Annotated in this window: 22 protein-coding genes; 16 read left to right on the top strand and 6 right to left on the bottom strand. The window is 64.3% G+C overall.

What is annotated here, in order from left to right; genetic code table 11:
- Positions 1–37: 37 nt before the first annotated feature.
- From BLR13_RS12140 to BLR13_RS12090, 11 genes are all read left to right on the top strand, one after another.
- Entirely contained in the window at positions 38–634 is a 597-nt protein-coding gene (locus BLR13_RS12140; protein ID WP_074823911.1) for a 6,7-dimethyl-8-ribityllumazine synthase, read from the top strand.
- 239 nt (positions 635–873) lie between these two features.
- Positions 874–2,082 carry an MHYT domain-containing protein gene (locus BLR13_RS12135; RefSeq protein WP_074823914.1) on the top strand — a complete coding sequence of 403 codons (1,209 nt, stop codon included), beginning with the start codon at positions 874–876 and terminating at the stop codon, positions 2,080–2,082.
- Positions 2,083–2,436: 354 nt separating this feature from the next.
- Positions 2,437–3,300, top strand: a complete 864-nt coding sequence (locus BLR13_RS12130) for an FAD binding domain-containing protein (RefSeq protein WP_074823916.1) — start codon at positions 2,437–2,439, stop codon at positions 3,298–3,300.
- A gap of 12 nt (positions 3,301–3,312) precedes the next feature.
- Positions 3,313–3,813, top strand: coding sequence for a (2Fe-2S)-binding protein (locus BLR13_RS12125; RefSeq protein ID WP_074823919.1), 501 nt, complete (start codon positions 3,313–3,315; stop codon positions 3,811–3,813).
- A complete protein-coding gene (locus BLR13_RS12120; protein ID WP_074823922.1) occupies positions 3,810–6,230 on the top strand; it encodes an aerobic carbon-monoxide dehydrogenase large subunit in 2,421 nt (806 codons plus the stop codon). Before BLR13_RS12125 ends, BLR13_RS12120 begins: the two co-directional genes overlap by 4 nt.
- A gap of 134 nt (positions 6,231–6,364) precedes the next feature.
- Positions 6,365–7,237, top strand: coding sequence for an AAA family ATPase (locus BLR13_RS12115; RefSeq protein WP_074823924.1), 873 nt, complete (start codon positions 6,365–6,367; stop codon positions 7,235–7,237).
- Positions 7,234–8,448: a vWA domain-containing protein gene (locus BLR13_RS12110; protein WP_074823926.1), complete on the top strand. Its 1,215-nt coding sequence runs from the start codon at positions 7,234–7,236 to the stop codon at positions 8,446–8,448. The genes BLR13_RS12115 and BLR13_RS12110 overlap by 4 nt, the downstream gene beginning before the upstream one ends.
- A gap of 11 nt (positions 8,449–8,459) precedes the next feature.
- Positions 8,460–9,296, top strand: coding sequence for an XdhC family protein (locus BLR13_RS12105; RefSeq protein WP_074831609.1), 837 nt, complete (start codon positions 8,460–8,462; stop codon positions 9,294–9,296).
- 9 nt (positions 9,297–9,305) lie between these two features.
- A complete protein-coding gene (locus BLR13_RS12100; RefSeq protein WP_074823928.1) occupies positions 9,306–9,764 on the top strand; it encodes an SRPBCC family protein in 459 nt (152 codons plus the stop codon).
- 66 nt (positions 9,765–9,830) lie between these two features.
- Positions 9,831–10,640, top strand: coding sequence for an SDR family NAD(P)-dependent oxidoreductase (locus tag BLR13_RS12095; protein ID WP_074823931.1), 810 nt, complete (start codon positions 9,831–9,833; stop codon positions 10,638–10,640).
- Between the two features lie 223 nt (positions 10,641–10,863).
- Complete coding sequence (locus BLR13_RS12090) at positions 10,864–11,379, top strand: phosphatase PAP2 family protein (protein WP_244525161.1); 516 nt, start codon at positions 10,864–10,866, stop codon at positions 11,377–11,379.
- A gap of 250 nt (positions 11,380–11,629) precedes the next feature.
- Here the strand turns inward: BLR13_RS12090 and BLR13_RS12085 are convergent, their stop codons facing one another.
- From BLR13_RS12085 to BLR13_RS12060, 6 genes are all read right to left on the bottom strand, one after another.
- Positions 11,630–12,583, bottom strand: a complete 954-nt coding sequence (locus BLR13_RS12085) for a ribose-phosphate pyrophosphokinase (protein WP_074831611.1) — start codon at positions 12,581–12,583, stop codon at positions 11,630–11,632.
- A gap of 172 nt (positions 12,584–12,755) precedes the next feature.
- Positions 12,756–13,376 (bottom strand): hypothetical protein, encoded by a 621-nt coding sequence (locus BLR13_RS12080; RefSeq protein WP_074823936.1) that lies wholly within the window; start codon positions 13,374–13,376, stop codon positions 12,756–12,758.
- Between the two features lie 127 nt (positions 13,377–13,503).
- Positions 13,504–14,271 carry a peptidoglycan editing factor PgeF gene (gene pgeF / locus BLR13_RS12075; protein ID WP_074823939.1) on the bottom strand — a complete coding sequence of 256 codons (768 nt, stop codon included), beginning with the start codon at positions 14,269–14,271 and terminating at the stop codon, positions 13,504–13,506.
- Positions 14,268–15,392: a class I SAM-dependent methyltransferase gene (locus tag BLR13_RS12070; protein ID WP_074823942.1), complete on the bottom strand. Its 1,125-nt coding sequence runs from the start codon at positions 15,390–15,392 to the stop codon at positions 14,268–14,270. Before BLR13_RS12070 ends, pgeF begins: the two co-directional genes overlap by 4 nt.
- Positions 15,393–15,412: 20 nt before the next feature.
- The gene (lgt, locus tag BLR13_RS12065; protein ID WP_074831612.1) at positions 15,413–16,243 is read right to left on the bottom strand and encodes a prolipoprotein diacylglyceryl transferase; all 831 of its coding nucleotides are present in this window, start codon (positions 16,241–16,243) and stop codon (positions 15,413–15,415) included.
- 13 nt (positions 16,244–16,256) lie between these two features.
- Entirely contained in the window at positions 16,257–16,991 is a 735-nt protein-coding gene (locus tag BLR13_RS12060) for a dienelactone hydrolase family protein (protein ID WP_074823945.1), read from the bottom strand.
- Between the two features lie 201 nt (positions 16,992–17,192).
- Between BLR13_RS12060 and BLR13_RS12055 the strand changes: the two genes are divergently transcribed.
- The 5 genes from BLR13_RS12055 (at position 17,193) to ychF (ending at position 20,818) form a co-directional block, all read left to right on the top strand.
- Positions 17,193–17,441, top strand: a complete 249-nt coding sequence (locus BLR13_RS12055; protein ID WP_074823948.1) for an accessory factor UbiK family protein — start codon at positions 17,193–17,195, stop codon at positions 17,439–17,441.
- A gap of 29 nt (positions 17,442–17,470) precedes the next feature.
- Positions 17,471–18,076, top strand: coding sequence for a YdeI/OmpD-associated family protein (locus BLR13_RS12050; RefSeq protein WP_074823950.1), 606 nt, complete (start codon positions 17,471–17,473; stop codon positions 18,074–18,076).
- Between the two features lie 210 nt (positions 18,077–18,286).
- Positions 18,287–19,054 carry a 50S ribosomal protein L25/general stress protein Ctc gene (locus tag BLR13_RS12045; RefSeq protein WP_074823953.1) on the top strand — a complete coding sequence of 256 codons (768 nt, stop codon included), beginning with the start codon at positions 18,287–18,289 and terminating at the stop codon, positions 19,052–19,054.
- Positions 19,055–19,075: 21 nt separating this feature from the next.
- A complete protein-coding gene (gene pth, locus BLR13_RS12040; protein WP_074823956.1) occupies positions 19,076–19,681 on the top strand; it encodes an aminoacyl-tRNA hydrolase in 606 nt (201 codons plus the stop codon).
- 39 nt (positions 19,682–19,720) lie between these two features.
- A complete protein-coding gene (ychF, locus tag BLR13_RS12035; RefSeq protein WP_074823958.1) occupies positions 19,721–20,818 on the top strand; it encodes a redox-regulated ATPase YchF in 1,098 nt (365 codons plus the stop codon).
- The last annotated feature ends 5 nt before the right edge of the window (positions 20,819–20,823 follow it).

Raw genomic sequence — 20,823 nt, 5'->3', positions numbered from 1 at the left:
CCGTGTGCCCTGATTCTGGTCCTGAAAGAGGAAAGCCATGAATCAGATGTTGCAAGAGCCTGAAGTCAAATCCCAAACCGAAACTCCCCAAGTTAAGTCCTCCGAAGCCGGTCACGCGCCCGATACGCCGGTGCGTCCGCCGGCACCCAGCCATCCGCGTTTCGTCAAGCCGCAGCGGGTCGCCTTCGTGCAGGCGTCTTGGCACCGCGACGTGGTCGAGGAATGCCGCATCGCCTTCCTTGAGGAGATCGAGGCGCGCCATATCTCGCGTTCGCAGGTCGATCTGTTCGAGGTGCCGGGCTCGTTCGAAATCCCGCTGCATGCGCAACTGCTGGCCAAGACCCGGCGCTATACCGCGATCGTCGCCGCGGGGCTTGTCGTCGATGGTGGCATCTATCGCCACGAATTCGTCGCCGACACCGTGATCAAGGCGCTGATGGATGTGCAGTTGAAGACCGAAGTGCCGGTGTTCTCGGCGGTGCTGACGCCGCAGCAATTCCACGAGAGCGCGGTGCATCACGACTTCTTCCGTAAACATTTCGTCATCAAGGGGATCGAAGTCGCGGAAGCCTGCGCCAACACGCTGCATAGCCTGGAACGGCTGAAGGGCCAGGTCGCGGCGGGGATCGTGTAGCCAGAGTCGCTTATTTCACCTCTCCCCGCTTGCGGGGAGAGGTGAAATTCGCATTAGCGAATTTCGGGTGAGGGGGTACCGCTCCTTCGGACGTCATCGAAGCAGCCCCTCACCCCAACCCTCTCCCCGCAAAGTGCGGGGCGAGGGAGAACTTAGAACGATTGTCATTTCCGATGCCGCACCTGTAAAGTCGGCGGCGGGAGGAGGCCAGCCCGTGATGACGGGCGGCCGAGACGATCATGTTCGAAGGACACGATCCCTATCTCGTCGCGCTCTCGGTGGTGATCGCGATTCTGGGAGGTTACACCGGCTTCGGCCTCACCGCGCGCATCCGCGGGACGCCGGACGCCAGTCATCGCCTGCTGTTGGCGGGCGCGGCGTTCTTTCTCGCCATCGGCATCTGGACCATGCACTTCGTCGGCATGCTGGCGGCGCCGCTGCCGCCGGGCACGGTCTATCTGGTGCTGCCGACGATCATTTCGTTCCTGATCTGCGCGCTGGTCGTGGGCATTTCCCTGTTCTTTGTCAGCGTCGGCGAGCCGCCGGTGTCACGCGTGGTGTCCTCGGCGGTGCTGCTCGGGGTCGGGATCGCCAGCATGCATTATGTCGGCATGCACGGACTGTCCGGCGATTTCGCCATGACGCACGACAACGCCATGGTGGCGCTGTCGGTCGCGATCGCGATCGCGGCGGCCTATGGCGGTCTGCGCGCGTTCTTGGCGCGCCAGGGCGGCGTGCAACTGGCGCTGAGCGCGGTCGCGTTCGGCGTCGCCGTATCCGGCATGCACTACACGGCGATGGCCGGCATGCATCTGGTTCCCCCGTCGGAAGGAATGCATCACCATATCGAGGGACTGGCGGCGTCGTCGCAGATGCTGGCGCTGGTGGTGACGCTGCTCTGCTTCGTCATCGCCGCGGGCTTTCTGCTGTCGCTGGTGCCGGATCCGCGTAACAAGGTCGGGGCGACGGCGGCTGCCGCAACGCCGCAGGCGGTCAGTCTTGTCACGGAAATCCCGCCGGCTGATGCCGGCGCGGCGTCGACCAGTCCGCGGATGCGGCCGACGCCGCTGGGCGGCATCGGCCAGCCGCCCCGTGCGGCGCCCGCGCCACGGATGCCGGTCGAAGGCGCCGACGGTACCCACTTCATCGATAGCGCCGATGTCAGGAGCGTGCGGGCCGACGCCCACTATACCAAGGTGCATGACGGCACCCGCGAGCGGATGTGCCCGTGGTCGATCTCGGAAGCCGAAGCCCAGCTCGACCCAGGCCTGTTCGTCCGGGTGCACCGCAGCCACATCGTCGCGATCCCGCACGTCACCCTCGTGCGCAAGGAAGGCGACGGCGCCATCGTCGAACTCGACGGCCCGTCGCCGCACCGGGTTCCGGTCAGCCGCGCCAAGATCGCCGAGGTCAAGGCAAGGCTGGGTCTCGCCCGGCGGAACGCGTAAGGCTCACAAGCGAGATGCCTTTACCTCGCCCCGCTTGCGGGGAGAGGTCGGCGCGTAGCGCCGGGTGAGGGGGACTCTCAGCGAGTCGAGCTCGTGGATAGAGCCCCTCACCCCAACACTCTAAGAGCGAGCTTCGCTCGTCTCGACCCCGCAAGAGCGGGGCGAGGGAGCGGAGGCCGCGCCGTCTCCGCGGTAGGTCGCCCTGCCTGACGCAATTCGTGCGCGAAACTCCGCATCTCGTGCGAATTCCCCGAGTTTGTGCCCCTCGGCTTGCGGCTCAAAACGCCGGGAGTGAGCCTCCGTTCCAACGTCCATCCGCCTCGTAAAGGCACCAAGGACGAATGGAGGAGACGAATGATCCCAGGACCATTCAATTATCACCGGCCGGCAACGGTCGCCGACGCGGTCAAACTGCTGTCGACCCTGGGCGACGAGGCCCGGCCGCTGGCCGGCGGCCACAGCCTGGTGCCGATGATGAAGCTCAGGCTTGCGACACCCGAGCATCTGGTCGACCTGCACGGTGTGGCCGGGCTCAAGGGCATCTCTCGCAAAGGCAACACGGTCGTGATCGGCGCCATGACCACCCAGCACGAACTGCTGGCGTCCGACGAGATCGGCAAGTCGTTGCCGATCCTGCATGAAACCGCGCTTCTGATCGCCGACCCGCAGGTGCGCTACCGCGGCACCATCGGCGGCAACGTCGCCAACGGCGATCCCGGCAACGACATGCCGGCGCTGATGATGACACTCGGTGCAAGCTACCGTCTCGAAGGTACGTCCGGAGCCCGCGATGTCGCGGCCACCGAATTCTACCAGGGCGCCTATTTCACGTCGCTTGAGCCCGGCGAACTCTTGACCTCGATTTCCATTCCGGTCCCCGCCGCTGGTCACGGCTACGCCTACGAAAAACTCAAGCGCAAGGTCGGCGATTACGCCACCGCGGCCGCGGCCGTCGTTCTCACGATGGCGGGCGGCAAGGTCGCGACCTGCGCGATCGGCCTCACCAACCTTTCCGAGACGCCGCTGCTGGCGACGGATGCGGCGAAAGCGGTGATCGGCACCAGCCTCGATGCTGCGGCGCTGAAGCAGGCTGCGGCTGCGGCGGTCGCGATCATGTCGCCGGCCGCGGATGCCCGCGGGCCCATCGAATACCGCAAGCATGTCGGCGGCATCATGGTGATGCGGGCGTTGCAGCGCGCCATGGCCAAAGCCGGTTAGGGGAGAGACAAAATGGCAAAAACCCACGTCACCATGAAGGTGAACGGCGCCGAGGTCGAAGGCCTCGTCGAACCGCGCACGCTGCTGGTGCATTTCATCCGCGAAAATCTCGCTTTGACCGGCACCCATATCGGTTGCGAAACCACCCATTGCGGCGCCTGCACCGTCGATATCGACGGCATGTCGGTGAAATCCTGCACCATGTTCGCGGTGCAGGCGCAGGGATCCGACATCATGACCATCGAAGGCGTCGCCAATGCCGACGGCACGCTGTCGGCGCTGCAGGAAGGTTTCCGGATGATGCATGGCCTGCAATGCGGCTTCTGCACGCCCGGCATGATTTTGCGGGCGCAGCGGCTACTGCAGGAAAATCCGTCACCCACCGAAGCCGAAATCCGGATGGGCATATCGGGCAATATCTGCCGCTGCACCGGCTACCAGAACATCGTCAGGGCGATCCAGTACGCCGCCGCCAAGATCAATGGCGTTGAATTCCTGGAGGCTGCGGAATGAACGATATGACTCCCACGCGGGAACAACGCGAAGCCAAACTCGAAGGCATGGGCTGCAAGCGCAAGCGGGTCGAGGATATCCGCTTCACGCAAGGCAAGGGCAATTACGTCGACGACGTCAAATTGCCGGGCATGCTGCATGGCGATTTCGTCCGCTCACCCCACGCCCATGCGCGCGTCAAGTCGATCAATTCGGAAGAGGCGCTGAAGGTGCCGGGTGTGCTCGCGGTCATCACCGCCGAAACGCTGAAGACCGTCAACCTCGCCTGGATGCCGACCTTGGCCGGCGACGTCCAGATGGTGCTGGCCGACGGCAAAGTGCTGTTCCAGAATCAGGAAGTCGCGTTCGTGGTCGCGACCGACCGCTACGCGGCCGACGACGGCATCAACAAGGTGGTGGTCGAATACGAACCGTTGCCGCCGCTGATCGATCCGTTCAAGGCGATGGACGCGGACGCGCCGGTGCTGCGCGAGGACCTCGCCGGCAAGATGACCGGTGCGCACGGCCCGCGCAAGCATCACAACCACATCTTCGAATGGACCGTCGGCGACAAGGATCTGACCGATGCCGCGTTCCGCAAGGCCGAGGTGACGATCAAGGAGATGATCTCCTATCACCGCACCCATCCGTCGCCGCTGGAAACCTGCCAGTGCGTCTGCTCGTTCGACAAGATCAAGGGCGAGCTGACGATCTGGGGCACGTTCCAGGCGCCGCATGTGATCCGCACCGTGGTGGCGCTGATCGCGAAGATTCCCGAGCACAAGATCCACGTCATCGCCCCCGACATCGGCGGCGGCTTTGGCAACAAGGTCGGCGCCTATCCCGGCTATATCTGCGCGGCGGTCGCCTCCATCGTCACCGGCAAGCCGGTGAAATGGGTCGAGGATCGCATCGAGAACCTGACCGCCACTTCATTCGCGCGCGACTACCACATGACCACCGAGATCGCCGCCACCAGGGAAGGCAACGTCACCGGCCTGCGCGTCCATGTGCTGGCCGATCACGGCGCGTTCGACGCCTGCGCCGATCCGTCGAAATGGCCGGCCGGCTTCTTCAACATCGTCACCGGGTCGTATGACTTCCCGACCGCGCATTTGTCGGTGGATGGCGTCTACACCAACAAGGCACCGGGCGGAGTTGCCTATCGGTGTTCGTTCCGCGTCACCGAGGCGGCGTATTGCATCGAGCGTGGGATGGATATTTTGGCGCAGAAACTCGGCATGGATCCGGCGGAGCTGCGGCTGAAGAATTTCATCAAGCCGGAGCAGTTTCCGTATCACTCGGCCTTGGGGTGGGAATACGATTCCGGCGATTACCATACTGCGATGCGCAAGATGATGGAAACGGTCGACTATGCCGGCCTGCGCAAGGAGCAGGCGGAAAAGCGCGCGGCGTTCAAGCGCGGCGAGACCCGCGAGATCATGGGTCTCGGCGTGTCGTTTTTCACCGAGATCGTCGGTGCCGGTCCTTCCAAGAATTGCGACATCCTGGGGATCGCGATGTTCGATTCCTGCGAGATCCGCATGCATCCGACCGGAGCGGGCATCGCCCGCGTCGGCACCAAGAGCCAGGGCCAGGGTCACGAGACCACTTGGGCGCAGATCATCGCCACCGAAATCGGCATTCCCGCCGACGACATCATGGTGGAGGAAGGCAATACCGACACCGCGCCTTACGGGCTCGGCACCTACGGTTCGCGCTCGACGCCGGTGGCGGGAGCTGCAATCGCGATGGCCGCGCGAAAAATCAAGGCCAAGGCGCAGATGATCGCGGCCTACAAGCTCGAAGTGCACGAGGGCGACCTCGAATGGGATATCGACGGCTTCCGCGTCAAGGGCCTGCCGGAGAAGTCGATGTCGATGAAGGACATCTGTTGGGCGGCCTATAATTCGGTGCCGCCGGGCATGGAGCCCGGCCTCGAGGCGGTCAGCTATTACGATCCGCCCAACATGACCTATCCGTTCGGCGCCTATATCTGCGTCATGAACATCGACGTCGATACCGGCGTCTACAAGGTGCGCCGCTTCTACGCGCTGGACGATTGCGGCACCCGCATCAATCCGATGATCATCGAGGGCCAGGTGCATGGCGGACTGACAGAGGCTTTCGCGATCGCGATGGGCCAGGAGATCCGCTACGACGACGAAGGCAATGTGGTGACCGGCTCGTTCATGGATTTCTTCATGCCGACCGCGGTCGAGACCCCGCATTGGGAAACCGACTTCACCGTCACGCCGTCGCCGCATCACCCGATCGGCGCCAAGGGCGTCGGCGAAAGCCCCAATGTCGGCGGCGTTCCGGCGTTCTCCAACGCGGTCAATGATGCCTTCTCGTTCCTGGGGTCGACGCACATTCAGATGCCGCACGACTTCTGGCGCAACTGGAAGGCGGCGAAGAATCTGGGAGTGTTTGCGTAATGCGCTCGTAGAGCGGGGCTTCATCCTTCGAGACGGCCGCGTTGCGGCCTCCTCAGGATGAGGTCCAGTGTTGAACCCTCATGGTGAGGAGCGCGTCTTCGCGCGTCTCGAACCATGAGGCCACCGGAGAAGCAATGAAAACCCGTGAAGAGATCGCGCAAGCGCTTGCCGTCGCCGGCTATATCGCCGACGGCGAACTCGCGACCGCGATCTCGCTGATGCACCTGCTCAGGCGTCCGCTGCTGCTGGAAGGCGAGGCGGGCGTCGGCAAGACCGAAGTGGCGAAGGCGCTGGCCTCCGTGCACGCGACCGAACTGATCCGCCTGCAATGCTACGAGGGGCTCGATCAATCGGCGGCGCTGTACGAATGGAACTACCAGCGTCAATTGCTTTCGATCCAGGCCCATCGCGGCGATAATCCCGATGCGGTCGAGGACCAGATCTTCTCCGAAAAATATCTGCTGGAGCGGCCGCTGTTGGCCGCGATCCGCCGCAACAGGCCGCCGGTGCTGCTGATCGACGAGATCGACCGCGCCGACGACGAGTTCGAGGCGTTCCTGCTCGAACTGCTCTCCGACTTCCAGGTCTCGATTCCCGAGCTCGGCACCATCAAGGCCGTCACGATCCCGCATGTGGTGCTGACTTCGAACGGCACCCGCGAACTCTCCGACGCGCTGCGCCGCCGCTGCCTGTATCACTATGTCGATTATCCCGACGCCGACCGTGAGGCGCGCATCATCATGGCGCGGATCGAGGGATCGGGCGCGTCGCTGTCGCTGCAGATCGCGCGCATGGTCGAAAGCATCCGGAAGGAAGAATTGCGCAAGGTGCCGGGTGTAACCGAGACGCTGGACTGGGCGGCGGCTCTGGTCGGCCTCGACGTCCGTGACCTGCACGAGGCGCCCGAGACCGTACACGAAACGCTGATGTGTCTGCTCAAGACCCATGAAGACAAAGCGCGGATGAGCCGCGAAGTCACCGAACGGCTATTGGGGAGGGTCGCATGAGCTGCTGCGGCGCTGCACCTGACATCAATGAAGTGAACGAGGTCTCCCGCCTGGTCTCGGCGAAGCTCGCGGCGTTTCTGAAAACCCTGCGCGGCAGCGGCTTTGCCGTCGGTCTCGCCGAAGGCCAGGACGCGGCATCGCTGATGACCGCGGGCTATGTCGCCAAACCCGGCCTGTTGCGTTCGGCATTCAAGCATCTGTTCTCGGCGCGCAAATCCGACTGGGAGAAGTTCGACGGCATTTTTGACGCGTTCTGGCTCGGCAAGCGGGTGCGGTCGCGCTCGACGACCACAGGCTCGGCCAAGTCTGCCAAGAATCCATCGCTGAAGAGCCTGCCGAATCCCCGGCCGGAACCGCGCGCCGGCGGCGATACCGCGATGGATCAGATTCCATCCGCCGACGGTGCGGATGACATTGACCGTTCCGGCGAGGGCCGCATGGAGGGCGCCTCGCGGGCCGATCAGCTTGCCGAGATCGATTTCCGCAAGATGGCCGATCCCGCGCAGATCGAGGAAGCGCATGCCGCCGCCGCGCGGCTGGCGCAGACCATGCGCACACGGCTGACGCGGCGCGACCTGGCGCGGCGGCGCGGCTATCGGCTCGACCTGCGCCGGACCATTCACGGCAATATCAGCCATGGCGGCGTGCCGATCACGCTGGTCAAACGCCAGCGCAAGGAGAAGCCGCTGCGCCTGGTGATGCTGCTCGACGCGTCAGGTTCGATGAGCATGTATACCGGCGTGTTCCTGCGCTTCATCCACGGCGTGCTCGATGAATTTCGCGAAGCCGAGGCGTTCCTGTTCCACACCCGGCTCGCACATGTCTCCGACGCCATGAAGGAAAAGGACGCCGCCCGCGCGCTCGACCGTCTCTCGATCATGGCGCAGGGCGCCGGCGGCGGCACCAGGATCGGCGAGAGCCTGCAGACCTTCAACCGCTGGCATGCCGCGCGCGTGATCCATTCGCGCACCGTGGTGATGATTGTGTCTGACGGCTACGAGACCGGCGACGCCGCACTACTCGGCCGCGAGATGGCCGCGCTTGGCCGCCGCTGCCGCCGCATCGTCTGGCTCAATCCGATGATGGCGTGGGAGGGCTACGCGCCCGAGGCCGCCGGCATCAAGGCGGCGCTGCCGCATGTCGATCTCTACGCGCCGGCCAACACGCTGAAAAGCCTGACCGCGCTCGAACCGTATCTGGCAAAACTCTGATGGGGCGACCGATGACCGCTCATGTCGAAGTGATGGACCTGGTGGCGCAGATGAAGGCGGCCGAGCAGGCGTTCGTGCTCGCGACCGTCGTGCGCACGGTGTCGGTGACGGCTGCAAAGGCCGGCGCCAAGGCGATCATCCGGCCCGATGGCACGATCGTCGCGGGGTGGATCGGCGGCGGCTGCGCGCGGGGCGCGGTGTTGAAAGCGGCGCGCGAGGCGCTGGCCGACGGCGAGCCGCGCATGGTGTCGGTGCAGCCGGAAGACATGCTGGCCGAACTCGGCGTCAAGCCCGGCGAGAATCGCGACGGCATCCGCTTCGCCAGCAACCTGTGCCCGAGCAAGGGAACCATGGATATTTTCGTCGAGCCGGTGTTGCCGCATCCGTCGCTGGTGGTGTTCGGCGCCAGCCCGGTCGCGATGTCGCTGGCGGCACAGGCGCGGCAGCTCGGCTATCACGTCACGCTGGCGGCGCCGTCTGGCGATCTGTCCGTGGTTCCCGACGCCGATGTGCTGGTGGACGGCTTCGCGCTCGGCGAACTGCATCCCGCCAAACGCTTCATCGTGGTCTCGACGCAAGGCAAAGGCGACGAGGCCGCGTTGCGCGCGGCGGTCGCGACCGAAGCCGCCTATCGCGCCTTTGTCGGCAGCCGCCGCAAGATGGCGGCGCTACGCGAAAAGCTGGTCGCGGGCGGCGTGTCGCCGGAAGCGCTCGACCACGTCAAGGCGCCGGCCGGGCTCGACCTCGGCGCCATCACGCCGGAAGAGATCGCGATGTCGATATTGGCCGAAATCACCGTCGAACGCCGACGAGGGCAGCGCGCCAGCAATTTTTCTCAAGGGAGTTGAAGACATACCATGCAGATGAGTGACAGCCAGCATATCCCGGCCTCAAAGGAAAAGGTCTGGGCCGCGCTCAACGATCCCTTGATCCTCAAGCAGTGCATCCCCGGTTGCGAGGCGCTCGACATGTCGTCGCCGACCGAGATGACCGCGACCGTCGTGTTCAGGGTCGGCCCGGTGAAGGCGACCTTCGGCGGCAAGGTGACCTTGTCGGATCTCGATCCGCCCAACAGCTATCGCATTTCCGGCGAGGGTTCTGGTGGCGTGGCCGGCTTCGCCAAGGGCGGGGCGACCGTGCGGCTTGAGTCCGAAGGCCCCGACGTCACCGTGCTGCATTACGACGTCGACGCCCAGATCGGAGGCAAGCTCGCGCAACTGGGCTCACGTCTGATCGATTCCACCGCCAAGAAACTCGCCGGGCAATTCTTTGCGTCGTTCGGCGAGGTGGTGGGAGGCACGGTGCCGGCGGCATAGCGCTGCAATTGCCCCTGGTTGGCTTTCGGCTATGCTGGCCGAAAACAACCAGAGGAACAGGCTGACATGACCGGGCAAGACTCTTCCGATTGGCTCGGCCTGTCAGGCCGCGTCTGCGTGGTGACCGGCGGTGGCGGCGGCATCGGCCGCGCGGTCGCCCTGAGTTTTGCGCGGGCCGGCGCCAGGGTGGCCGCGATCGATCGCGACCAACGTGGCCTCGACGTCACGCACACCGAACTCCTAAAATTGGGGCGCGACCATGTCGTTTCGCCTTGCGACACCTCGAGCGCCGAGAGCGTCACCGCGGCGTCAGAGCAGATCGAGCAAGCGCTGGGCCCGTGCCACGTGCTGGTCAACACCGCCGCGGTGTTGCGTCCCGGCGGGCTCGACACGTTGTCGCTGGCCGAATGGAACGCGGTTCTCGCGGTCAACCTGACCGGCTATTTCCTCTGCGCGCAGATTTTCGGCCGGCAGATGCGCGCGCAGGGCCGCGGCAGTCTCGTGCATGTGTCGTCAATCGCCGGAAGCCATGCGCAAGGGCAGAGCGGCGCCTACAGCGTCAGCAAGGCCGGCGTGATCATGCTGTCGCAGCAGTTGGCCAATGAATGGGGCCCGCACGGTATCCGCAGCAATGTCGTCAGCCCCGGCCTCGTGATCACGCCGATGAGCCAGTCGTTCTACGACACGCCGGGAGTCACCGAGCGCCGCAAGGCGGTCGTACCGATGCGGCGGATCGGCATGCCGCAGGACATTGCCGACGCCATCCTGTTTCTCGCCAGCGACCGCTCGTCCTATGTCAGCGGCGACGAGATCACCGTCGACGGCGGCTTCGTGCGGATGCTGATGAACCTGGTGCCGCGCCCGGGGTTTGAATGAGGGGGCCGTAGGGTGGGAAAAGGCGCTTTACGCCGTGCCCCCTCTCTCCGGGCAGAGTTCTGAGTTGGTGGGCACGCTACGCTTTGCCCACCCTACAACGGAGTCAGTCGAACAGGTTCGACGCGCTTCCGTCGGCAGAATCCTCCGAGGGGCTGTCGGAACCGGTGTTCGGATAGAACGTTTCTGACATATGCCTGTTACAATCCGGCCAACATCGGCGGACGTGAAGATTGCGCGTGCGGTCGCGCGTCACACGGACTGGCGAATTGAGCGAGCTTCCGGGCTTCTGACATGGGGAGCGGACGAGCACATCCTGTGCGGCGCCGCGGCACTTTGGTGGATTTACGCGCGCGGACAGCCGCGCCAGCAAAGGGCAGCAGATCATGTCCTGCTGACCACCGTGGCGGCGACGATCTTGCCGCATCTCTTGAAGGACATCTTTAATCAGCGGCGGCCGGACCGGCTTACCGTGCTAGGCCATCTGCACGGCATTCCGATTTCGGGCAAGCCGCTCGACGCTTTTCCGTCAGGCCACGCCATTCACGTCGGCGCCATCGCATCGGCCGCCAGCGAATTGCCGCGCCGCCAGCGTCTCGCCGTGTGGGGCCTGGGCGGCGGACTGTTGCTCACACGAATCGTGCTGCTCGCGCATTGGACCAGCGACGTGGCATGCGGTCTTGCGATTGGAGTTCTGCTCGAACGGTCGCTGCGGAGGTTTACGGGCTTCGCCAAAAGGTAAAACCGCCCCCGCGCGTCGGCGGGCGGCAGCAATCCAGGAGTACAATCCGACAGCTTCGTAGCCCGGATGAGCGTAGCGAAATCCGGGACAACTCTAACACCGCCCCGGATCTCGCTACGCTCATCCGGGCTACAGACTGTCATCGCCCGGCTTGCGCGCAATTGCGCAGATCCATATTCCAGAGACGGCAGTGATTGAATCGATAGAGCGCAGCGTACTGGATCGCCCGGTCAAGCCGGGCGACGACAGCTCAGTCGAATAGGCTCGAGACCGATTCTTCCGACGCGGTGCGGCTGATGGCTTCTCCGATCAGCGGCGCGATCGACAGCGTGCGGATGTTGGCGGCCTTGTTGACCGCGTCCGTCGGGAGGATCGAGTCGGTGATCACGAGCTCTTTCAGTTTAGACCCCGCGATGCGGGCGGCGGCGCCGCCGGACAGCACGCCGTGCGAGATGTAGGCGTAGACGTCCTTAGCGCCGTTGGCGATCAGCGCGTCGGCCGCGTTCACCAGCGTGCCGCCGGAATCGACGATGTCGTCGATCAGGATGCAGGTATAGCCGGCGACATCGCCGATCACGTTCATGACTTCGGATTCGCCGGCGCGTTCGCGGCGCTTGTCGATGATGGCGAGCGGGGTGTTGATGCGCTTGGCGAGGCCGCGCGCCCGCACCACGCCGCCGACGTCGGGCGATACCACCATGACGTTGGCGAGGTCGAAGCGCTCCTTGATGTCGCGCACCATCACTGGCGAGGCGTAGAGGTTGTCGGTCGGGATGTCGAAGAAGCCCTGGATCTGGGCGGCATGCAGGTCGAGCGTCATGACGCGGTCGACGCCGGCGTGCGTAATCAGGTTGGCCATCAGCTTGGCGGAAATCGGTGCGCGCGAGCCGACCTTGCGGTCCTGCCGGGCGTAGCCGAAATACGGGATCACCGCGGTGATGCGGCGCGCGGACGACCGGCGCAGCGCATCGGTGATGATCAAGAGTTCCATCATGTGGTCGTTGGCCGGAAACGACGTCGACTGGATGATGAACGCGTCCGAGCCGCGCACGTTCTCGAGGATTTCGACGAAAATCTCGTTGTCGGCAAACCGGCGGACGCTGGCCTTGGTCAGCGGCAGATGCAGCCAGTCGGCGATTTCCTGCGCCAGCACCGGATTGGAGTTGCCGGCGACCAGCTTGATCGAGCCGTTCTTGGCCGACATTGACGCTTCTCCCCGCGCCTTGCTGGATACGACGTTCAGCATATCGAGAAATCCTCGGAACCGGCGCGTTTCGATGAGCGAGGAGATATCAGGCAGGGGCCTCGGCTGGCAACCCATTGCCCCGGTTTTCCCGGTCAAAAATAGACCGTTACGGGACTATTCGGAGGGTATGTTAATGGCTGCTGAAGCCCAGCGCCGCGACGCCAAATGCACCCTCTGCGGGTGCAACTGGCTCCGCGCTCGCAACCGCGGGGCCGCGGCCCGGGGCAGATGCGGGGGGCATGTCCGGGGTGCCGTTGATCATGTTGCTCAGCCCGCTCAGGCCGGCTTGCGCGATTTTCCGCAACAGCAAGTCGTCGGCCGCCGCCCAGGCGTCGCGTCTTGCCTTGCCGGCGGGCTCCTCGCCGGAGAGCCGCAGCGCGCGCTGCTGGTTGTTGTCATAGACGTCCCAGACCCAGGCGATCACGGTCTTGCCGCGAACCACCTGCGCCGAGAGGTAGCTGCGCACGCGATAGGACGCGCCGCCCTCGCGCGAGACGATCGACAGGTTGCGCAGCTTCGATTCACTGTCGAGCACGCCCACCATGCGGTCAAACACCTGCGGCGGCGGGCCGTCGATCGATTCAAAGGCCACGGTGGAGCCGCTGCCGCTGGGACCGGGCGCCATCGCGAACGAGCCGCTCGCAGCACTGCCGCCGGCGCAGCCGCCGAGCGCGCAGGACACCACAAGCAGCGCCGCGGCGATCGTCGCGCGCGGAATTCGCAGGCACAGAGCTTTGATGACGTCCCTCATCGTCCCCTGCGATATCGTTAAAATGCATTAAGGTCTAGGGCAACGAAACCGCAACGGAATGCGCCACGCGAAGGGGGCATCGGGATCTGGAAATTTTCGTGAAAGTTGAAGCACTTCCGACAGAAGATCACGGTTCCAGCGCGATTGCGTGAACCAGCCTGCCGTAGTCGGGCTCCTTGCGGTGAACCGAGCGGCGGTAGCTGTAGAAGCGTTCGTCGGCATAGGTGTCGACGCCGATGTCGTCGATCATGAGCACGCCGGCATTTTCCAGCCGCATCCGGATGTAGCCGGCGAGGTCGAACATCGAATGGCCGGGCCGGACCGAGGCAATGAAGAAGACGGCATTGTCGGCGTCGGCGTCCAGAAAGCGTTCGACGAATTCGCCGCCGACTTCATAGGAGTGCTGGCGGATCAGGGGACCGATCGCCGCGACCGTCGCGCTGCGATCGGCGCCGAGTTTTTCCATCGCATCGACGGTCGATTCCAGCACCCCCGTCAGTGCGCCCTTCCAGCCGGCATGGGCGGCGCCGATCACCCGCGCCGCGGGATCGGCAAATAATATGGGGCCGCAATCGGCCGTGGTGACGCCGATGGCGATGCCCTCGGTCCGCGTGACGATGGCGTCGGCGCGCGGCCGCGCCTCAGTCGGCCACGGGCCCGTCGCGACCACGGCATCGGGCGAATGGATCTGGTGCACGCTGAGAAAGTGCTCGGGGGCAACTCCCATCTGCTCCGCCATTCGCCGGCGATTTTCGATGACGTGGGCCGGATCGTCGTTCGAGCCGAGGCCGCCATTGAGCCCTTGGTAGATTCCGCCGGAGACGCCGCCCTCGCGGCTGAAGAAGGCGTGGCGCAGGCCGGGAATGGCCGAAAGCAATGACGAGCCGAAGGTCATGGCGTACTCGGCCCCGGCGCCTGCTCGTCGCTGAGGCCTGCGACCGAGGTGAGATGGGGCTCGGTGATTGCCATCACCTTGAACATCGAGCCCATGCCGCCGCGGCCGCTGTCGGTCAGTCGTTTCAGCGCGCCGGAAATGTCGGCGGAAACCTCCGGCGTGGTCTTGCCCATCAGCGTGACGGCGCGGGTCTCGATGCCGAGCCGCTTGAGGAAGTCGCCCTGCGTCGCCGGGCCGTGGACCCGCGCGCCGAGATCTTCCGCCGCGCGCGTCAGCGCCTGGAAATCGACATGGGCGGTCACGTCGGCCTGGCCGGGATTCTTCAGGGGATCGGCAAAACTGTGGCGGGCGATGGCCTGGAAGGTGTCGCCGGCATCGCTGCGCATATGGCCGTAATCGATGATCAGCGCCGCGCCGTCCTGGTCGCGGACGCGGGTGGCGATCTTCATGATCTCGGAGTCGGGCCGCCATTCAAACACCGCGCCGACCGGGGCGGCGCGCACCAGCGGCGGCAGCAACACCTCGAAGCGCGGTATCGGTTCGGCGCTGGCGCCGAACACCAGCCGGCCATTGGCGTCGAGGTTGACCACGCGTTCGTGCCAGCCGGTCTCGCGCTTGACCGCCTGATGGATCGGCAGCACGTCGAAATACTCGTTGGCGAAGATCACCGCGGGGCCCTCGGGCACCTCGTCGATGCTGTCATGCCAGGAGATGCTGCGAACGCCCGACAGCGTCGCCCGCTGCTTCTCGCGCAGCACCGGATTGATCTCGACGAGATGCACGCTGAGCGCCTGATAGAGCGGCGGCAACACCCGAAGCGCACGCAGCGCATCCGCCATCATGGTGCCGCGGCCGGGACCGAGCTCGATCAGCCGCAGCATCGGCGGCGAACCGATCGCCTTCCAGACCGAAGCCGCCCACAATCCGAGCAGTTCGCCAAACATCTGGCTCACCTCGGGCGCGGTGGTGAAGTCGCCCTCGCGGCCCAAGGGATCGCGCGACACGTAATAGCCGTGCTCCGGATGCAGCAGGCACAGCTCCATGTAGCGCCAGACCGGCATCGGCCCCGACGACTTGATCAGCTTGTTGATTTCCGACTGCAGCGGCGAAAATTCTGTCACGGCCTGCCTTAAATTGACTTCTAAGTATGTTCCGGCGTCTTTCGGCGCCATGCCATCACAATCAGGATGGCTCCGGCAACGATCATTGGCACCGACAGCAGCATACCCATAGTCAGGCCGCCCCACAAAAATCCGAGCTGGGGGTCGGGTTCTCTGAAGAATTCGCCCGTAATGCGCGCAAAAGCGTAGATCGCGATGAAGCTGCCGAGGATCAGGCCGGGACGCTTCAGGGCGCCGATCCGAATCATGACCGCCAGGATCGTGAACAGCAGGATGCCTTCGAGCCCTGCTTCATAGAGCTGGCTGGGATGCCGCGGCAGCGGCCCGCCGTTGGGAAATACCATCGCCCAGGGCACGCTCTCGTCTGCCGGCCGGCCCCACAGCTCGCTGTTGATGAAGTTGGCGAGCCGTCCGAGAAACAACCCGATCGGGCCGACCGCGGTGGTGATGTCGCCGAGCGACAGGATCGAGATCCCGTTGCTGCGGGCAAACAGCATCACCGCGGCGACACAGCCGAGGAAGCCGCCGTGAAACGACATGCCGCCCTTCCACAATTCGAAGATCTCGGCCGGATGCTGCATGAAGAAAGCCGGATTGTAGAACAGCACGTAACCGGTGCGGCCGCCGACAATGATGCCGATCGTCACCCACAGGATGAAATCGTCGAGCTGGACCAGCGAAATCGGCGCCGGTCCGCCCCACAGCTTCTCGTTCTTGACCAGCGCCCGCGCGTAGATCCAGCCGAGCACGATGCCGCAGATATAGGCCAGCGCATACCAGCGGATTGCGATCGGCCCGATCTGCAGCGCGATCGGATTGAACACGGGAAAGGCGATGGTGAGGAACGGCATCATGCGTCGACGTCTAGGCGACGAGGTTGCGGCGATAGAGCGCCAGCAGCCGTTCCCAATGCCGTTCCGCGGCATCGCGGTCGTAGATCGGCCGCTTCGGGAACGCGAAGCCGTGATGGGTGCCGGGATAGAGCTCGACCTCGTTCTTGGTTCCCTTCATGCCTTCCTTGACCTTCTCGACGATCTCGGGCGGTGCATAGACGTCGGTCTCGGCGCAACCGAAATAGAGTTCGGCCTTGGTCTTATCAGCGGCGAGATGCGGGCTGTCGGGCTGATCGGTCGCCAGTTGCACGCCGTAGATCGATGCCGCCGCCTTGACGCGATCGGGGAAGTGCGTCGCTGCGTTGACCGCATAACGCCCGCTCATGCAGTAGCCGACGGTGCCGACAATGCCGGTGTTCGCCGCCTTCTGGGTTCCGGCATAAGCGAGCAGGGCCTTGGTGTCTTCCATGACGAGGGGAATCGTGAGCGAGTGCATCAGCTCGAACATCTTCTTGCGCTCGGGCGATTCCGGATCGGGATTGATCGGCCCGAGCTCCATGACGCCGGCGCGGTAATACATATTGGGCAGCATCACGTAATAGCCTGCCGTGCCGAGCCGCCGCGCCATGTCGCGCAGCTCTTCGCGGATCGCCGGCGCGTCCATGTAGAAAATGATGACCGGAAACGGCCCGCCGCGTTCGGGGTGGGTGATGAACGTGGTGGTCTTGCCGTCCTTGGTCGCAATGTCGATTTGCTGGTCGATCATGGGCGTTTCTTGCCTGTCTTGATTCTGGTTTCTGATTGGGCGCTGAATACGATTGCAAGGAAACCGGAGCATGACAAGGTAAACGGCCCTCACTCCTTGGGCCGCGACCTTGACCTTTCCCTTGATCTTTTCCTTGGCATCACCATTGTCTTGCGTGAAGTTTTGCTTAAGCGAAAACGTGCAGCGACCGGAGCGTTCCAGATGACCCAGACCAACAATCGGTTTTTCGACGAGATCGGCCGCTTGATGAACGACGCCGCCGGCGCCGCCCAGGGCGTCAAGCGCGAGGTCGATGCCGTGGTCCGCAACCAGGCCGAGCGGATCCTGCGCGACCTCGACCTCGTCAAGCGCGAGGAGTTCGACGCGGTCAAGGACATGGCGCGCCTGGCGCGCGAGGAAAACGAGGCGCTGAAGACCCGGATCGCGGCCCTTGAAGCCAAGCTCGGGTGACGAACGGCTGACGGCCGCGGGGCCCCCTTATGGTAAAAGCCAAGCGCGATCTGCCGGTCATTGCGTTCAGATCGCAACAGGCCTGGGAAGCATGGCTGGCGTCGCAGCCTGCGGATTCCAAGGGATTGTGGCTCAAGCTGGCTAAGAAATCGTCCGGAATTGCCAGCGTTTCACGACAGGAAGCGATCGATACGGCGCTCTGCCATGGTTGGATCGATGGCCAGCTCGACGCCTTCGACGGCGAGTTCTGGCTAATCCGCTTCACGCCCCGTCAATCCGCCAGCAAGTGGTCCGAGAAGAACCGCGCGCGGGCGCTTGAACTCGTCAAGCTGAAGCGGATGCATGCCGCGGGATTGCGAGAGATCGACCGCGCCAAAAAAGACGGCCGCTGGGACGCCGCCTATGCGCCGCAGAGCACGGCCGAGGTGCCCGACGATCTCCGCGCCGCGCTTTCGAAGAACAAGGGAGCAAAAAGCTTCTTCGAAACGCTCGACGGCGCCAACCGTTACGCGATCCTTTACCGGGTCCACACCGCCAAGAAGCCGGAGACCCGGGCGGCGCGGATCGAGAAGTTCGTCGCGATGCTGGCCGAGGGCAAGACGATCCATCCCTTGAAGGCCCGAAAACAGGTCTAACCGACCGGATTCGGCGCCCGGCGTCCCGTTTGGCATCCGGGATTCAGGGGGAAGGGAAGCAGAAAAATCCCTTCATTTCCTTGTCATTTTGCCCCTTTGGGGCTAAAAGCCCGCCACGTCCGCAGCCCCCGCACCCCTGGAGGCTTGCTGTAGGACGCCCATGGGCCGCGATGCGGCCTTTAACTTTTTAGAAAACAAGGACTTACGACAATGGCGACCGTCAAGGAATTGAAGGCGACCGCGCGTCCGAAGATCGGCAAGGGGGCCGCCCGGGCAGAGCGTCGCGCCGGGAGAGTTCCCGGAGTGATCTATGGTAACAACCTGCCCCCCACGCCGATCTCGGTCGACGATGCCGAACTGCGCCAGCGCATTCTGGCCGGCCGGTTCCTCACCACGATTTATGACATCGATCTCGAGGGCAAGAAGCATCGCGTGATTCCGCGCGACTTCCATCTCGATCCGGTGCGCGATTTCCCGATCCATGTCGATTTCATGCGGCTCGGCGAAGGCGCGACCATCCGCGTCAGCGTTCCCCTGCATGTCGTGAACGGCGAAGCCTCCCCCGGCGTCAAACGCGGCGGCACCGTCAACGTCGTCACCCACACCATCGACGTGGAATGCTCGGTCGACAACATTCCGCAGTACATCGAGGCCGACGCCGGCACGCTGGAAATCAGCCACTCGCTGCATTTGTCCGACATCAAGCTGCCGACCGGCGTGAAGTCGCTGTCGCGTGAAGACGCGACGCTGGTGACCATCGTGCCGCCGTCCGGTTACGCCGAAGAAATCAAGGCGGCTGCGGCTGCCGCGGCAGGTGGTGCTGCTCCGGCGGCTGGTGCTGCTCCGGCGGCCGGTGCTGCGGCTGCGCCCGCAGCGGGTGCTGCTCCGGCAGCGGGTGCGAAGGCCCCTGCGGCTGGTGCGAAGGCCCCGGCGGCTGGTGCCAAGGCGCCTGCCGGTGGCGGCGACAAGAAGAAGTAAGCTTGCGCGGGATGCCGCGTCATGCGCCTGTTTGTTGGTCTTGGTAATCCCGGCGGAAAGTACGCGAACAACCGCCACAACATCGGGTTCATGGCCGTCGATGAAATTGCGCGGCGTCATGGTTTCGGACCATGGCGCCGCCGTTTTCAGGGCGAGACGTCCGAAGGCACGCTCGATGGCGAGAAGGTCGTTCTGCTTCGGCCGACCACCTTCATGAACGAGTCCGGGCGCGCGGTTCAGGAAGCTGCGAACTTCTTCAAGCTCTCCGCCGGAGAGATCACCGTGTTTCAGGACGAACTCGAACTGCCGCCGGCGAAAGTGCGCGTCAAGATCGGCGGCGGCATTGCCGGCCACAACGGGCTGCGCTCGATCTCCTCGCATATCGGCAACGAGTATCGCCGGGTGCGGCTCGGGATCGGTCATCCCGGCGTCAAGGAACTGGTGCACAGCCACGTGCTGTCGGATTTTGCCAAGAGCGATCGGCCCTGGGTCGAGGCGCTGTGCGAGGCGGTTGCCGACGCTGCTGCGCTGCTCACCACCGGCCGCGACTCGACGTTTCAGAACAAGGTGCATCTGGCGCTGCAGGCCAGGGGATTTTTCGAGAAGGGCGATGACGGCGCCGTGTAACGCGCCGCCGACCGCCCGCAACCGACTTCAGGACACATTATGGGATTCAAATGCGGTATCGTCGGACTGCCCAATGTCGGCAAGTCGACGTTGTTCAACGCGCTGACCGAGACGGCTGCGGCCCAGGCGGCGAATTATCCGTTCTGCACCATCGAGCCGAATGTCGGCGAGGTCGCGGTGCCGGATGTCAGGCTCGACAAACTGTCTGATATCGCCAAGTCGGCGCAGATCATCCCGACGCGGCTGACTTTCGTCGATATCGCAGGGCTGGTGCGCGGCGCCTCCAAGGGCGAAGGCCTCGGCAACCAGTTCCTCGCCACCATCCGCGAGGTCGATGCGGTCGCGCATGTGGTGCGATGTTTTGAGGACTCCGACATCACCCATGTCGAAGGCAAGATCGCGCCATTGGCCGATATCGAGACCATCGAGACCGAGCTGATGCTCGCCGATCTCGACAGCCTCGAGAAGCGGGTCGACAACCTCGCCAAGAAGGCGAAAGGCAACGACAAGGACGCCAAGGAACAGCTCGATCTCGTCAACCGCGCGCTGGTGCTGCTGCGCGAGGGCAAGCCGGCGCGGTTTCTCGAACGCAAGCCGGAAGAAGAGCGCGCCTTCGGCATGCTCGGCCTGCTGACGTCCAAGCCGGTGCTTTACGTCTGCAACGTCGAGGAAGGCTCGGCCAAGGACGGCAATAATTTTTCGAAGCAGGTATTCGAACACGCCAAGAAAGAGGGCGCGGTCGCGGTGGTGATCTCGGCCAAGATCGAATCCGAAATCGCGACGCTGTCACGCGAGGAACGCGCCGATTTCCTCGACACGCTCGGCCTGGAAGAGGCCGGTCTCGACCGCCTGATCCGCGCCGGCTACCAGTTGCTCGACCTCATCACCTATTTCACCGTCGGTCCAAAGGAAGCGCGGGCCTGGACCATCCATCGCGGCACCAAGGGCCCGGCCGCGGCTGGCGTGATCCATACCGATTTCGAAAAGGGCTTCATCCGCGCCGAGACCATCGCCTATGCCGACTATGTCGCGCTCGGCGGCGAAGCCGGCGCCCGCGACGGCGGCAAGCTGCGGCTGGAAGGCAAGGAATACGTCGTCGCGGACGGCGACGTGATGCACTTCCGGTTCAATACCTGATTGTT

The sequence above is a fragment of the Bradyrhizobium ottawaense genome (genome assembly GCF_900099825.1).
GTDB lineage: Bacteria > Pseudomonadota > Alphaproteobacteria > Rhizobiales > Xanthobacteraceae > Bradyrhizobium > Bradyrhizobium ottawaense_A.
The sequence above is the reverse complement of the archived record's forward strand: the minus strand, read 5'-3'. Positions and strand labels throughout refer to the sequence as shown.

Bases quoted from the DNA above. Each gene is read 5' to 3' on its own strand.
- BLR13_RS12140 (WP_074823911.1), top strand. From the start codon at position 38: ATGAATCAGATGTTGCAAGAGCCTGAAGTCAAATCCCAAACCGAAACT.
- BLR13_RS12135 (WP_074823914.1), top strand. From the start codon at position 874: ATGTTCGAAGGACACGATCCCTATCTCGTCGCGCTCTCGGTGGTGATC.
- BLR13_RS12130 (WP_074823916.1), top strand. From the start codon at position 2,437: ATGATCCCAGGACCATTCAATTATCACCGGCCGGCAACGGTCGCCGAC.
- BLR13_RS12125 (WP_074823919.1), top strand. From the start codon at position 3,313: ATGGCAAAAACCCACGTCACCATGAAGGTGAACGGCGCCGAGGTCGAA.
- BLR13_RS12120 (WP_074823922.1), top strand. From the start codon at position 3,810: ATGAACGATATGACTCCCACGCGGGAACAACGCGAAGCCAAACTCGAA.
- BLR13_RS12115 (WP_074823924.1), top strand. From the start codon at position 6,365: ATGAAAACCCGTGAAGAGATCGCGCAAGCGCTTGCCGTCGCCGGCTAT.
- BLR13_RS12110 (WP_074823926.1), top strand. From the start codon at position 7,234: ATGAGCTGCTGCGGCGCTGCACCTGACATCAATGAAGTGAACGAGGTC.
- BLR13_RS12105 (WP_074831609.1), top strand. From the start codon at position 8,460: ATGACCGCTCATGTCGAAGTGATGGACCTGGTGGCGCAGATGAAGGCG.
- BLR13_RS12100 (WP_074823928.1), top strand. From the start codon at position 9,306: ATGCAGATGAGTGACAGCCAGCATATCCCGGCCTCAAAGGAAAAGGTC.
- BLR13_RS12095 (WP_074823931.1), top strand. From the start codon at position 9,831: ATGACCGGGCAAGACTCTTCCGATTGGCTCGGCCTGTCAGGCCGCGTC.
- BLR13_RS12085 (WP_074831611.1), bottom strand. From the start codon at position 12,583: ATGTCGGCCAAGAACGGCTCGATCAAGCTGGTCGCCGGCAACTCCAAT.
- BLR13_RS12080 (WP_074823936.1), bottom strand. From the start codon at position 13,376: ATGAGGGACGTCATCAAAGCTCTGTGCCTGCGAATTCCGCGCGCGACG.
- pgeF (WP_074823939.1), bottom strand. From the start codon at position 14,271: ATGACCTTCGGCTCGTCATTGCTTTCGGCCATTCCCGGCCTGCGCCAC.
- lgt (WP_074831612.1), bottom strand. From the start codon at position 16,243: ATGCCGTTCCTCACCATCGCCTTTCCCGTGTTCAATCCGATCGCGCTG.
- BLR13_RS12060 (WP_074823945.1), bottom strand. From the start codon at position 16,991: ATGATCGACCAGCAAATCGACATTGCGACCAAGGACGGCAAGACCACC.
- BLR13_RS12055 (WP_074823948.1), top strand. From the start codon at position 17,193: ATGACCCAGACCAACAATCGGTTTTTCGACGAGATCGGCCGCTTGATG.
- BLR13_RS12050 (WP_074823950.1), top strand. From the start codon at position 17,471: ATGGTAAAAGCCAAGCGCGATCTGCCGGTCATTGCGTTCAGATCGCAA.
- BLR13_RS12045 (WP_074823953.1), top strand. From the start codon at position 18,287: ATGGCGACCGTCAAGGAATTGAAGGCGACCGCGCGTCCGAAGATCGGC.
- pth (WP_074823956.1), top strand. From the start codon at position 19,076: ATGCGCCTGTTTGTTGGTCTTGGTAATCCCGGCGGAAAGTACGCGAAC.
- ychF (WP_074823958.1), top strand. From the start codon at position 19,721: ATGGGATTCAAATGCGGTATCGTCGGACTGCCCAATGTCGGCAAGTCG.